The 13,789-nt window shown below is 64.9% G+C and carries 8 protein-coding genes; 5 read left to right on the top strand and 3 right to left on the bottom strand.

Annotated elements, in window-relative coordinates; all coding sequences use genetic code 11:
- Positions 1-59 precede the first annotated feature (59 nt).
- The 4 genes from AC1DT2_RS06655 to AC1DT2_RS06640 all read left to right on the top strand — a co-directional run bounded on the left by AC1DT2_RS06655 (position 60) and on the right by AC1DT2_RS06640 (position 7,404).
- Positions 60-3,260 (top strand): efflux RND transporter permease subunit, encoded by a 3,201-nt coding sequence (locus AC1DT2_RS06655; RefSeq protein ID WP_477295312.1) that lies wholly within the window; start codon positions 60-62, stop codon positions 3,258-3,260.
- Positions 3,250-4,428: an efflux RND transporter periplasmic adaptor subunit gene (locus tag AC1DT2_RS06650; RefSeq protein ID WP_477295310.1), complete on the top strand. Its 1,179-nt coding sequence runs from the start codon at positions 3,250-3,252 to the stop codon at positions 4,426-4,428. Before AC1DT2_RS06655 ends, AC1DT2_RS06650 begins: the two co-directional genes overlap by 11 nt.
- A complete protein-coding gene (locus AC1DT2_RS06645) occupies positions 4,412-5,857 on the top strand; it encodes an efflux transporter outer membrane subunit (RefSeq protein WP_477295308.1) in 1,446 nt (481 codons plus the stop codon). The genes AC1DT2_RS06650 and AC1DT2_RS06645 overlap by 17 nt, the downstream gene beginning before the upstream one ends.
- A gap of 83 nt (positions 5,858-5,940) precedes the next feature.
- On the top strand, positions 5,941-7,404 hold the full coding sequence (locus tag AC1DT2_RS06640; protein WP_477295306.1) for a coniferyl aldehyde dehydrogenase: 1,464 nt from the start codon (positions 5,941-5,943) through the stop codon (positions 7,402-7,404).
- A gap of 95 nt (positions 7,405-7,499) precedes the next feature.
- On the opposite strand, the gene tal is transcribed toward AC1DT2_RS06640, so the two are convergent.
- From tal to AC1DT2_RS06625, 3 genes are all read right to left on the bottom strand, one after another.
- Positions 7,500-8,453, bottom strand: a complete 954-nt coding sequence (tal, locus tag AC1DT2_RS06635) for a transaldolase (protein ID WP_063572621.1) — start codon at positions 8,451-8,453, stop codon at positions 7,500-7,502.
- Positions 8,454-8,550: 97 nt separating this feature from the next.
- Complete coding sequence (locus tag AC1DT2_RS06630; protein WP_477295304.1) at positions 8,551-10,725, bottom strand: primosomal protein N'; 2,175 nt, start codon at positions 10,723-10,725, stop codon at positions 8,551-8,553.
- A 371-nt stretch (positions 10,726-11,096) separates the two neighbouring features.
- Positions 11,097-12,272, bottom strand: coding sequence for a DUF3667 domain-containing protein (locus tag AC1DT2_RS06625; RefSeq protein ID WP_477295302.1), 1,176 nt, complete (start codon positions 12,270-12,272; stop codon positions 11,097-11,099).
- 89 nt (positions 12,273-12,361) lie between these two features.
- Here AC1DT2_RS06625 and AC1DT2_RS06620 point away from each other — a divergent pair, with 89 nt between their 5' ends.
- Complete coding sequence (locus AC1DT2_RS06620) at positions 12,362-13,747, top strand: MATE family efflux transporter (RefSeq protein ID WP_477295300.1); 1,386 nt, start codon at positions 12,362-12,364, stop codon at positions 13,745-13,747.
- Positions 13,748-13,789: the final 42 nt, after the last annotated feature.

The raw sequence follows: 13,789 nt of genomic DNA, 5'->3' as shown, positions 1-13,789 counted from the left end.
ACGAAGGTACGGGCGCAAAATCCGCTGCGACGCAACATCACGCCCGGAATCCGTCCCTCATGTTTGACATCGTCCGGATCGCTTTAACGCGGCCGTATACATTTGTCGTCCTCGCCTTGCTGATCCTGATCGTGGGACCGCTTGCGGCCCTGCGCACGCCGACGGACATATTCCCCAACATCAACATTCCCGTGATCGCGGTGGTCTGGCAGTACACCGGGCTGCCGCCGGACCAGATGGCCGGTCGCGTCTCGTCGCCCTTCGAGCGCGTGCTGACCACGACAGTGAACGACGTGGAGCACATCGAAGCCAGCTCGATCAACGGCTTCGGTATCGTCAAGATCTTCTTCCAGCCCACGGTCAACATCCAGACGGCCAACGCGCAGGTGACCGCCGTCTCGCAGACGCTGCTGCGCCAGCTGCCCCCGGGTACCACGCCCCCGCTGATCCTGAACTACAGCGCCTCGACGGTTCCGATCATCCAGCTGGCGTTGTCTGGCGAGGGCCTCACCGAGCAGAACCTCGGCGATCTCGGCCTCAACAACATCCGTCCGCAGCTGACGTCGGTGGCGGGTGCGGCGATCCCGTATCCGTTTGGCGGCAAGACGCGCCAGGTGCAGATCGACATCGATCCGCCGGCGCTGCAGGCGCGTGGGCTATCGGCGCAGGACGTGGCCAATGCCCTGGCCGCACAGAATCTGATCACGCCGGTCGGTACGCAGAAGATCGGGCGGTACGAGTACACGCTGCAGCTCAACAACGCACCGTCCGATATCAACGAACTCGGCAACCTGCCCATCAAGAGCGTCAACGGTGCCACCGTTTTCGTGCGCGACGTTGCCCACGTGCGCGATGGCTCGCCGCCGCAGACCAACATCGTGCACGTCAACGGTGATCGCTCAGTGCTGATGACGGTGCTGAAGAACGGCTCCGCGTCCACCCTGGCGATCATCGCCGGGATCAAGGATCGCGTGAAGGCGATGAAGGACGGGCTGCCGCCGAACCTGACGATCGTGCCGATCGGCGATCAGTCGCTCTTCGTCAGCGCCGCCATCGAAGGCGTGATCCGCGAGGGCATCATCGCGGCAGCGCTCACCAGCCTCATGGTGTTGCTGTTCCTTGGCAGCTGGCGTTCGACCCTGATCATCGCCACGTCGATCCCGCTGGCGATCCTCGCTGCGATCGCCGCGCTGTCGGCTATCGGCGAGACGATGAACATCATGACACTGGGTGGTCTCGCGCTCGCGGTCGGCCTCCTCGTCGACGACGCCACGGTGACCATCGAGAACATCAACTGGCACCTGGAGCAGGGCAAGGACGTCGAACCGGCGATCATCGATGGCGCCGCGCAGATCTTCGCCCCGGCCTTCGTGGCGCTGTTGTGCATCTGCATCGTGTTCGTGYCGATGTTCTTCCTGACCGGCGTGGCGCGCTTCCTCTTCGTGCCCATGGCCGAAGCGGTGATGTTCTCCATGACGGCCTCGTTCATCCTCTCGCGTACCCTGGTACCGACGATGGCGAAGTACATGCTTCACAAGCACACTCACGACGATCCGCATGGCGAAGGGAAGAAGCCGTCGCGCAATCCGCTGGTTCGCTTCCAGCGCCGGTTCGAGGCGGGCTTCGAGAGGACTCGCGAGAGCTATCACGACCTGCTCAAGCTGGCGCTGCATCACCGCAAGGTGTTCGCTGCCTGCTTCCTGGCTTTCGTGATCCTGACCTTCGCGCTGGTGCCTATGCTGGGCCGCAACTTCTTCCCATCGGTGGATGCGGGCCAGATCCTGATGCATGTGCGCGCGCCGGTCGGAACGCGCGTGGAGGAAAGTGCGCGTCTCTTCGCCGACGTGACCAATGCCGTGCGCCGGATCATCCCGAAGGAAGAGCTGGGCACCGTGGTCGACAACATGGGCCTGTCGTCGTCGGGCATCAACAATACGTACAACAACACGGGAACGATCGGCTCGCAGGACGGCGATATCGAGATCGCGCTGAACGAGGGCCACGCCTCGACACCGGATTACGTCCGCAAGCTTCGCGAGCAGCTGCCGCGTGAGTTCCCGGGCGTCACGTTCTCCTTCCCGCCCGCCGACATCACCAGCCAGATCCTCAATTTCGGATCGCCGGCACCCATCGACCTGCAGATACGCGGTCCTAATCTTGCCGCCAACTTCGCCTACGCGGACCGCTTGCTTCGCGACATCCGTCGCGTGCCCGGCGTGGCCGATGCACGTATCCAGCAATCGAACGCGGTGCCCACGCTGAACATCGACGTGGATCGCAGCCGTGCCCAGGAAATCGGAATCAACGAGCGTGACGTGACCGCCAGCCTCGGCGTGAACCTCGCGGGCTCGAGCCAGATCGCGCCGACCTTCTGGCTGAACCCGCAGAACGGCGTGTCGTACCCGATCGTCATGCAGACGCCGCAGTACAGCCTCGACACCTTGCCCGATCTCGAGAACGTGCCGATCAGCCCGAGCTCCGGCACGGGTGGATCGCAGATCCTCGGCGGTATCGCGCATGTTTCGCGCACGGCGACCAATGCCGTGATCAGCCAGTACAACATCCAGCCGATGGTCGAGATCTACGCCACCACGCAGGATCGTGACCTCGGTGCCGTCTCCGCCGACATCCAGAAGATCGTGGAGGCGAACAAGAAGTTTCTGCCGAAGGCATCGTCCACCGCGTTGCTGGGCCAGGTGCAGACGATGAACGATTCGTTCTCCGGCCTTATCTTCGGCCTGCTCGGCGCCATCGTGCTGATCTACCTTCTGATCGTGGTGAACTTCCAGTCGTGGAGCGATCCGTTCGTGATTATCACGGCGTTGCCTGCCGCCATCGCCGGCATCATCTGGATGTTGTTCGCCACCCACACCACCTTGTCCGTTCCCGCGCTGACGGGCGCGATCATGTGCATGGGCGTGGCGACGGCCAACTCCATCCTTGTGGTCAGTTTCTGTCGCGAGCGTCTCGACGTACTCGGCGACGCGACCGCCGCGGCACTCGAAGGTGGCTTCGTTCGCTTCCGCCCGGTGTTGATGACCGCGCTGGCAATGATCATCGGCATGGCGCCCATGGCCATGGGCTTCGGTGAGGGCGGCGAGCAGAACGCCCCGCTCGGTCGCGCCGTGATCGGCGGCCTGCTCTTCGCTACCACTGCCACGCTGTTCTTCGTCCCCGTCGTTTTCAGCATGATCCACGCGCGTCGTGGTCACCCGTCCCACAGCCCGGTGAATCCCGGGGAGCCCGTCCATGTCGCCTGAAACCCTGCACACTCCGCCGCCGCGCCGACTCCGTCTGGCCGGCATCATCGCCGCCATCGTGGTCCTTGCCATCGTGGTGGCCGGCGTCGCCACCCGCGCGAACGATTCGCGCAAGCTGCGTACATGGACGGACGACCAGGCCACGCCAACGGTCAACGTCGTGTCGCCGCACAGTGGACAGGGCGGCGGTGACCTGAACCTGCCGGGCCGCCTCCAGGCATACGCCCGCGCGCCTATTTTCGCGCGTACCAGCGGCTACCTGAAGTACTGGAAAGTCGATATCGGCCAGAAGGTGAAGGCCGGCGATGTCCTCGGCGAGATCGAGACACCCGACCTCGACCAGCAGTTGCTCCAGGCGAAGGCGGACCTCGCCAGCGCACGCGCCAATGAATCGCTGGCACAGACGACGGCCACGCGCTGGAAGGACATGCGCGACTCCGACTCGGTGTCCAAGCAGGAGGTCGATGAGAAGACGGGTGATTACGACGCCAAGCACGCGCTCGCCGCGGCCGCGGCCGCGAATCTCGAACGCATCCAGGCGCTGAAGGGCTACGCCAAGCTCACCGCGCCGTTTGACGGCACGGTAACGGCCCGCGAGACGGATGTCGGCGCTTTGATCAATGCCGGTGGGGTGGGGCAGGAACTGTTCGTGGTGTCCGATACGCGCAAGCTGCGCATGTACGTGAACGTGCCGCAGAACTACGCCCCGGCGATCAAGCCGGGCGAGCCGGTGAAGCTCACGGTGCCCGAGTACCCGGGCCAGACGTTCACCGGCACGATTGAATCGTCGTCCGCCGCGATCAACGCAGCCTCCGGTACGACGCTCGTGCAAGTCTCGGTCGATAACAAGGACGGCAAGCTGCTTCCGGGTAGCTATGCGAGCGCGACCTTCGGCCTCCCGGCGAATGCCACCTTGTTCAGTGTGCCCGCGAGCGCGGTCGTGTACGACGATCGCGGCCTTCGCGTCGCCCTGGTCGACGCCCAGAACAAAGTGAAGTTCAAGGACGTCACGATCACGCGCGACTTCGGCAAGACGATCCAGCTGGGCTCGGGAATCGCCGCGGGTGATCGCCTGATCGAAAGCCCGCCCGATGGCCTGGCCGACGGTGACACCGTGCGCGTCAGCGCGCCGAAGAAGGTGGAAGGCGACCATGCTCCGAAGGCCTGATTCCGCCAGCGGCCTCCGCGTGTACCGGGCCGGTGCGCTTGCCGCCCTCGTGTCGCTGGGCATCTCGGCCTGCTCGCTCGCGCCCACGTACAAGGTCCCCGACGTACCGGTCGCCGACCAGTACGCCAACGCGAATTCGCCCTGGACCGAAGCGAAGCCGGCTGACCATCTCGACCGCGATGCCTGGTGGAAGCTCTATGGCGACCCGCGCCTCGATGACCTGCAGACGAAGCTGATCGCGAACAACGCGAGTCTCGCCGCCGCACTTGCGCATTACGAGCAGTCCGAGGCGTTTACCCGGCAGGTGCGGTCCGCGCTCTTTCCGACGCTCGGCCTGAATGCCAATGGCCAGCGGGACCGTGAATCGGATACGCGTCCGCTTCGTGGCACCACCTCGCCTTCCCTGTACAACTCGTACACGATCGGCGCGCAGGCGGACTACGAAGTCGATCTGTGGGGTCGCGTGCGCGACACTGTCGCCGCCGGCACCGCCGAGCAGGCGGCCGCGGCGGGGGATCTCGCCTCCGCGCGTCTCAGCCTGCAGGCCCAGCTGACCGACAGCTATCTCCAGCTCAACGGTCTCGATCGGCAGGTAAAGGTGCTTAACGAGAGCATCGTCGCGTTCAGTCGCGCGCTGGAGCTCACTGAATCGCGGCACGAGGGCGGGATCTCGTCCGGTCTGGACGTGGCCCGCGCGCAGACACAGCTGTCCAACGCGCGTTCACAGTTGACCCAGGCACAGGCGCAGCGTGCACTGATCCAGCATGCGATTGCGGTGCTCGTCGGCGATTCCGCATCGACCTTTACCCTCGCCACGAACGACGCACAGGTGACGGTGCCAACCATTCCGCTCGACGTACCGTCGGTGATTCTCCAGCGTCGCCCGGACATCGCGGCCGCGGAACGGCGTACAGCGGAGGCCAATGCGCGTGTCGGCGTGGCACGCTCCGCTTATTTTCCGCAGCTCACGCTGGACGCCCAGGGTGGCTGGCAAAGTAGCGCGTGGGCCAGCATCGCCACCGCGCCGAACCGCTTCTGGTCGATTGGCCCGACCTTGCTGCTGAGCGTGTTCGATGGCGGTCGCCGCAAGGCGGTCGTGGATGCCGCGAAGGCGGCGACCGACGAGGCCGGCGCGACGTATCGGGACGTGGTGCTCAACGCCTTCGCCCAGGTGGAGGACAACCTCGTCCTGCTGCGCGACCTCGGCACGGCGCTCACGGATCAGCGCGCCGCCGCCGACGCCGCGCAGCGTTCGGTGGACCTGTCGATGAATCGTTACCGTAACGGTGCGGTCGGCTACCTCGACGTGGTCCAGGCACAGACCGATGCCCTCACGGCCCGCCGCAGCGTGATCGACCTCGAAACGCAACAACTACGCGCCAGCGTCCAGCTGATCCGCGCCCTTGGCGGCGGCTGGTCCCAGGGGTAAAGCCTCGCTGCCGTTGTAGGAGCCGATTCATCGGCGATGGGTGCTCGCGTCATTCCCGATGCCCCTCTCCGCAGGAATCGCCGATGAATCGGCTCCTACAAAAAAGCACTGCCCGCCACGGCCACCCCCGGCGCCGTACACTCGGCGCCATGCATGTCATCCTCGAACGCCAGAAGCTCGCCCAGCTGACCGATGGCTCGCCGTCGGTAGCTGTCCGTATCGATCGGCTCGATCGCGCCATCGGCCTCCTGGTCGATCACTCGGCAGACATCGCCGACGCCCTGCGCGATGACTTCGGGCATCGCTCCGTGCAGGGTTCATTGATCACCGACGTCGCGGCGTCCATCGATCCCCTCAAGCACGCGAAGAAGCACGTGCGCCGCTGGATGCGACGTGACCCGCGTCCGGTCACGCCCGCCGCACTCGCCTTGCTCGGCGCACGCGCCTGGGTCGACTACCAGCCCAAGGGCGTGGTCGGTCTGATTTCGCCCTGGAACTTTCCTTTCAATCTCACCTTCTCGCCCCTCGCCGGCATCCTTGCTGCAGGCAACCGCGCGATGATCAAGCCGTCTGAGTTCACGCCACGATCGTCCGCGCTGATGCAGCAGATGATCGCCAAGGGCTTCGACGAGAGCGAGGTCGCCGTGATCACGGGTGGCAGCGATGTGGGCGAACAGTTCTCCGCACTGCCGTTCGACCACCTGATCTTCACCGGCGCGACGTCGGTCGCGCGGCATGTCATGCGCGCCGCCGCGGCGAACCTCGTGCCTGTCACGCTGGAACTGGGCGGCAAGTCCCCGGCCATCATCGGCCGCGACGCGGATCTCGATCTCGCCGCGAAGCGACTGATGTTCGGCAAGACGCTCAATGCGGGGCAGGTGTGTGTCGCACCCGATTACGCCCTGGTTCCGCGGGATCGCTTGGAAACGTTCGTCGACGCGCTGCAGCGCGCAGTGACAGGCATGTTTCCCACGCTGCGCGACAATCCCGATTACACATCGATCGTCAACACGCGTCATCACGAGCGGCTGCTCGGCTATCTCGACGACGCGACGTCGAAGGGCGCGACCGTGCGTTCGCTCGGATCAGCTGCGGAGACGTTCGTCGATCGTCGTATCGCACCGACCGTCGTGCTCGGTGCCAACGACACGATGAACGTGATGCGCGAGGAAATTTTCGGGCCGATCCTGCCGGTGATTCCGTATGACGGGATAGACGTCGCCATCTCGCACATCAACGCGCACGAGCGGCCGTTGAGTCTCTACTACTTCGGCAACGATCACGAAGAGCAGGAGCGTGTTCTCGCACGCACGGTGGTCGGCGGCGTGACGATCAACGACACGATTCTGCACCTGACAATGGACGAGCTGCCTTTCGGCGGCGTCGGTCCGTCGGGCATGGGTGCGTATCACGGCGTCGACGGCTTCCGCACTTTCAGCCACGCTCGTTCGGTGTATCGGCAGGCACGCTTCGACGTCTCGGCGATGCTGCGACCGCCCTATGGAAAGACAGTCGATCGATTGCTCGGCTTCAAGATCCGTAGGTAAAAAGTGGTGTGGCAGCCGGCTCCCACACAAAGCCGGTCGCATAAACAAAAAAAAGGGGCCGTGAGGCCCCTTCTCGTGACACCGTGTAGCGAGACTTACAGCTTCGCGCCCAGCAGTTCTTCCAGCTTGCGCTGGTCGACCGCGAACTTGCGGATGCCTTCGCCGAGCTTGTCGGTGGCCATCGCGTTTTCGTTGTGGCCCCAGCGGAACTTCGCTTCGTCGAGCTTGGCCGGCTTGTCTTCCTTGGCGCCGGTGTCCTTCAGGGCGACCGGCAGGTCGGTGGTGTTCTCGTCCAGTTCCTTGAGCAGCTCCGGAGCGATCGTCAGGCGGTCGCAGCCGGCGAGGGCCTGGATCTGGCCGATGTTGCGGAAGCTGGCGCCCATGACGACGGTCTCGTAGCCATGCAGCTTGTACCAGTCGTAGATGCGACGGACGGATTGCACGCCCGGATCTTCAGCCGGTGCGTAGGTCTTCTTGTCGGTGTTGGCGACGTACCAGTCGAAGATGCGGCCAACGAACGGCGAGATGAGGAACACGCCGGCTTCGGCGCAGGCCACGGCCTGTTCGAAGCTGAAGAGCAGGGTAAGGTTGCAGTTGATGCCTTCCTTCTGCAGCTTTTCCGCGGCGCGAATGCCTTCCCACGTGGAAGCGAGCTTGATCAGGATGCGTTCTTTCTTGATGCCGAGTTCGTCGTAGAAGCCGATCAGGCGCTTGGCCTTGTCGATCGAGGCGTTCGTGTCGAACGAGAGGCGGGCGTCCACCTCGGTGGAGACCTTGCCCGGGACGATCTTCAGGATCTCGCGGCCGACCAGTACGGCCAGGCGATCGCTGGCGTCGACCAGCTGCTGCTCGCGCTTGTTGCTCTGGCCCTTGGCCCACTGCACGGCTTCGTCGATGTAGCCCGAATACGTCGGGATACCGGCCGCCTTCAGCAGCAGCGACGGGTTGGTGGTCGCGTCTTCCGGCTTGTACTTGGCGATGGCCGAGATGTCGCCGGTGTCGGCTACGACGGTGGTGATCTTGCGCAGTTGCTCGAGCTGAGTGGTCACGTTGGGGTTTCCGTTACCTGGGAGACCTCTATTGTCGCGCCGATTGCCCCCGGCGTGTAGGCATCCAAAGGTTTCGGTTCAGCAATGCGGCGTTCTGTCAGTACAGATCGATCGGATCGACATCCAGCGACCAGCGTACTTTTCGTGCCTCGGGCAGGCCCACGAGCGCGTGCTGCCACGGCCGCAGGAACGCGTGAAGGCGCGCGCGCGAGCCGGCCTCGACCAGCAGCTGGCCCCGGTGGCGACCGGCACGCAGGGGCATGGGCGCGGGCATGGGCCCTGCGATTCGTAAATCGCCCGGCGGTCCGATGGCGGCATGGGCCTGGGCCAGGAAGGCGTCGACCTCGGTGCGACCCAGTGCGTCGGCGCGAAGCAGCACCTGGTGGGCGAAGGGCGGCAGTTCCAGCAGCCGGCGCTCCTCGAGCAGTTCGGTCGCCACGGCGGCGTAACCACCACGCAGCAACGAGTGCAGCATGGGGTGATCGGGATGGTGTGTCTGCAACAGGACGCTGCCCGGCTTGCTCGCGCGCCCCGCGCGGCCCGCCACCTGCACCACGAGTTGGGCGAGGCGCTCGCCGGCGCGGAAGTCCACGCTGTGCAGGCCTTCGTCGACGCCGACGATGGCCACCAGGGTGAGGTTGGGCAGGTCATGTCCCTTCGCCAGCATCTGCGTGCCGACAAGGATCGCCGGCTTGTCTTCGCGCAGGCCGTCGAGGATCTCACCGAAGGCATCGCGCCGGCGGGTGGTCTCGCGGTCGATGCGGACCACCGGCACCTCGGGAAAACGTGCCGTGAGCGCCTCTTCAAGGCGCTCGGTTCCCTGGCCCTGCGGGCTGATGTTGGCCGACTTGCACGACGGACAGGCGGTCGGCACCGCCATGGTGTTGTCGCAGTGGTGACAGATCAGCCGACGGCGTCCGGCATGCAGGGTCATGGGCCGGTCGCAGCGCGGGCAATCCGCATGCCAGCCGCAGTCGTAGCAAAGGAGTACGGGGGCGTAGCCACGTCGGTTGCGGAACACCAGCGCCTGTTCGCCGCGTCCGACACAGGCCGCCACGGCATTCATCAGGGTGGGCGACATGCCATGGTCGAGTCGCTGCGCCCGCATGTCGACGATCTGCACGCGAGTGGATTGCGTGGCACCGGGGCGGCCGCGCAGGACCAGCCGCTGGTAACGCCCGGCCTCGACGTTGCCCAGTGTCTCCAGCGACGGCGTGGCCGAGCCCAGGACCACCGGCACGCCATGGGCGCGGGCGCGGACGAGGGCCAGGTCGCGAGCGTGGTAACGAAAGCCTTCCTGCTGCTTATAGGAGGCGTCGTGTTCCTCGTCGACGATGATCAGGCCGGCATGCGGCAGCGGTGTGAAGACCGCCGAACGCGTTCCGAGCACCACCTTCGCCGTACCGTTTCGTGCTCGCAGCCAGGCGCGCGCACGGTCGCCTTCGGCGAGATTGGAATGGAGTACCTCGATCGTGACGCCGAGCCGTTCGCGCAGGCGCCGCACCGTCTGCGGTGCCAGGCCAATCTCCGGCACCAGCAGCAGGGTCTGCTTGCCATCGGCCAACGCCCGCTCGATCAGGGCGAGATAGACCTCGGTCTTGCCGCTGCCGGTGACACCGTCGAGGACATAAGGCTGGAAGCGGCCGAATCCTTCGCCCATCGCGGCGACCGCGGCCGCCTGCTCTTCGCTCAGTGCCGGGCCGGGAGCAGGGCTAGCCGGCAGGGACGTTTCCTCCAGCTCCATTTTTTCGACGAGGCCGGCGTCCACCAAGCGCCGCGCCGCGGCGCGCCACTCAGGCAGGGCGAAGCCGAGTTCGTCGGCCGCGCGCGGGCCGTCGACGAGCGCCTCGAGCAAGGCGGCCGAACCACCCTTGCGGCTGCGGGCATCGCGGGCGCTGCGGCCCTGGGTGGTAAGCGCCCAGACCTCCCGGCCGGTCGCCGGCAAGGGCCGCGGCTCACGCAACGCCAGGGGTAGCGCGTTGGCGAAGGCCTCGCCAGGCGCGCCGGCCCAGTAGTCCGCTGCCCAGGCCAGGGTGGCCAGGAGTTCGGCATCGAGCAGGGGGGCGTCGTCGAGGACCTCGCTCACGCGTTTGAGGCGCTTGACACCCACCGCTGCTTCGGCCGCCGGATCGATCACCACGCCGACCATTTCTCCCCGTCCGAACGGCACGCGCACGCGCGATCCCGCCTGCGCGATACCTGCCTCGGGCGGCAGGTAATCGAACAGGGTCAGGAGGGGCACCGGTAAGGCGACACGGAAGACGGCGGTCATGCGACCCCTAGTTTAACGACCTATGCCGATTTCGCTGGTCAATGATTGACCAGTGCGCCATAGGCTTGGGCTGATATGAGATCCCCCAAAAGAGGAATCGAAGGTAAGTGCCCGCCCCAAAGGGGGTTTCCATGTTATCCACAAGACCTGTGGATAAGTCTGTGGATGAGCTCCGGATGGGGGGCATCCAAGGCGCATGGTTGGGCCCTTCGGCTTACCTTGGGTAGATTTTAACCATACTGAAATATTCCATTATTTCAATAACTTAAAAATGAGGCTGCCGCGCCGTTCATCTGGCATCTATAAAACCTTGACAAAAGCGAAGGGGTCTTCGGGCCTGTGCACAACCGCCTGCGCGGTAGGAAAAAATCCTAGTGGGTCATGCCCACGATGGCCGCTATGACCACCGCGAACAGGAGCAGCCAGAAATAGGCGCTGCCTATCAACCAGTACTTCAGGATAGTCATGGGCCATCCCTGCCGGTAGACGCGCTTCTGCATCATCAGCAGGTAAATCGGTATCCACACCCACATGGCGAACTGCACGAAGCCGATAGCGGTTCCCGCCAGGGCGAGCCGGGGGGCAATGGTCTCCCGCGCGAAGCTCAACAGGATCAGTCCCATCAACGAGATGAAAATGAAGGCGTGGCTATGCAGGCTGACGATGAGGTGCTCCATATACAGCCGTCGGCGGAACACATAGAACAGCTTCAGGATCAGGGCGAACACCGGGATCATGAAGAACATCGTCTGTGGCAGGACAGAGAAGAAGCCGTCCAGGATGCGACGGACCGCTTCATCCTTCCCCGGTCCTTTGTTCATGATCGGAATGAGATTGGCTTTCAAGTGGCCGAAGGCGACGTTGAGCCGGTGATTCAGCGCATCCGGAAACCAGCCAACATCAATTTTGGAATCGCTGCCGAACCATTTCTCGACCCTGGCCTCGCCCCGGCCAGGGTGGTCTTCAGTTGGTGCGGATTCGCCCGCCTCAGCGGGGATCGGGGTTGCCTTGAGCGCCACCAGACGGGTGTTTGCCGCCTCCCGGATCAGGCCCGCGGCGGCGCCGAGGCCGGCCTTTGCGGCGCCCGGTAGCGAGGGGTCGTTGCGGGCCGTACGCACCTCGTGGATCTGGTCGTCGTAGAGCGTGTGGACCTCTTCGGCCGTCTTCGCGCCGGCGAAGGCGTCGATCGAATCGCGCGGTGCCGTGCCTTCGGATCCGCCAACCTTGAAGTCGCCGATGGCCAGATGCATGAAGAAAAAGGCGAGCAGGCAGAACACGAACATCAGCCGGAAGGGGGCGATATACCGTACGCGCCGTCCGGAGAAGTATTCGAGGGTGAGGAACCCCGGCTTGGTGTAGAGCGGCGGCAGCGTATGCACGATGCGTTCGTCGAGGTGGAAGAACAGGTCTCCCGCGTCCTCGAGCATGTGCGATACCGGCTGGATCACGCTTTTCACGGACTGGCCGCAGTCGTGACAGAAGGCGCCCTGGAGTGCCGCGGTGCAGTTCGCGCACAGCAGGACGGGCGACGGCTTCAGTTCGTTCATCCTTACAACCCCGTGTTTTCCCCTTACGAATTCTGATGATGGCATGGGAGGTGGCTACAATGGGCGGCCCTCCCTGCGTGCTTTCCCCCATGTCCTTCGACCGTGCCCGCGCGCGTCGCGAGATCGGCGCCACCGTCCGGCTGGCCCTTCCGATGATCTTCGCGCAGCTCTCCGCCATGGCGCCCAACGTCGTCGACGCGGTGCTCGCCGGACACCAGGGCGCGCATACGCAGGCTTCGGTGGTTACCGGTGTGAATATCTGGGTGCTCGCGCTCGTGTTCGGCCTCGGCACGATGATGTCCGTGCCGCCGACGGTTGCCCAACTCGACGGCGCGGGGCGGCGCGGCGAAGTTGGCCCGATCTTCCATCAGGCGCTCTATATCGCCTGGGTGCTCGGCGCGCTCATGACGTTCGCCGTCTGGCATGCCTCGCCCTTGATGGCGCTGTTCGGCGTGGTGGAATCGATGCGTGCCGACGTGACGGCCTTCCTGCACGCCATCTGCTTCGCGGCGCCAGCGATCACCACCTATTTCGCCCTGCGAGGTCTTTCCGAGGGCTTATCCATGCCGCGCCCGTCGATGTACTTCAGCTTCGGCGGACTGCTCATTCTGGCGCCGCTGGGCTATGTCCTGATGTACGGCAAGCTCGGCTTCCCGGTCATGGGCGCGCGGGGCAGCGGTATGGCCACGGCGATCGTGCTCTGGCTGGAGACGATCGGTTTCGCGATCTACATCTTCAACCATCGCAACTACCGTGACCTCAATCTTCGGCAGCGCATGGCGAAGCCGGACCTCCGCAAGATTGGCCAGCTGCTCAATATCGGCCTGCCGATGGCGGTTACCCTGTTGATGGAGGCGGGCATGTTCGTCGCCGTCGCCCTGATGATCGGCCGCCTCGGAGAGACAGTAACGGCGAGCCACCACGTGGCGCTCAATGTCGCGTCCGTGGCTTTCATGATTCCGCTGGGCCTGTCCATGGCCATCACCGTGCGTGTCGGCAACGCCGCGGGCCGACGCGATATCACCGGCGTGCGTTACGCCGGCATGTCGGGCATCGCCCTGGTGCTGGTCACCCAATTCCTCTCCTCCGGGACCATGCTGCTTCTGTCCCGCCCCATTGCCAGTCTCTACACCAACGACCCCGCCGTGATCGCCATGGCCTCGCAGCTGTTGATCCTGGCCGGCTTCTTCCAGTTCTCCGACGGCATCCAGGTCGCCTCCAACGGTGCCCTGCGTGGGCTGAAGGACACACGGGTGCCGATGGGCATCACCATGTTCGCGTATTGGGGCGTGGGCGTACCGGTGGGCTGGTGGCTCGCCTTCCCCCACGACCTGGGCGCGCGTGGCATGTGGATGGGTCTGATCGCCGGGCTGAGCATGGCTGCCATCCTCCTTTTCCTGCGCTTCTGGCGGAGCAGCGCCACCGGCCGCTGGCCGGACGACGCCGGATCCGCGCCCCTGCCAATCCACACGTGATGCCGCCGCGCCGACGCGCTACGCTCGACACAACCTTCGAGG

The organism is Luteibacter sp. P4_E6 (assembly GCF_056401535.1).
Note: the sequence above shows the minus strand (reverse complement) of the source record. Positions and strands in the feature narration are given on the sequence as shown.

Bases quoted from the DNA above. Each gene is read 5' to 3' on its own strand.
- AC1DT2_RS06650 (WP_477295310.1), top strand. From the start codon at position 3,250: ATGTCGCCTGAAACCCTGCACACTCCGCCGCCGCGCCGACTCCGTCTG.
- AC1DT2_RS06625 (WP_477295302.1), bottom strand. From the start codon at position 12,272: ATGAACGAACTGAAGCCGTCGCCCGTCCTGCTGTGCGCGAACTGCACC.
- AC1DT2_RS06620 (WP_477295300.1), top strand. From the start codon at position 12,362: ATGTCCTTCGACCGTGCCCGCGCGCGTCGCGAGATCGGCGCCACCGTC.
- AC1DT2_RS06630 (WP_477295304.1), bottom strand. From the start codon at position 10,725: ATGACCGCCGTCTTCCGTGTCGCCTTACCGGTGCCCCTCCTGACCCTG.
- AC1DT2_RS06645 (WP_477295308.1), top strand. From the start codon at position 4,412: ATGCTCCGAAGGCCTGATTCCGCCAGCGGCCTCCGCGTGTACCGGGCC.
- AC1DT2_RS06640 (WP_477295306.1), top strand. From the start codon at position 5,941: ATGAATCGGCTCCTACAAAAAAGCACTGCCCGCCACGGCCACCCCCGG.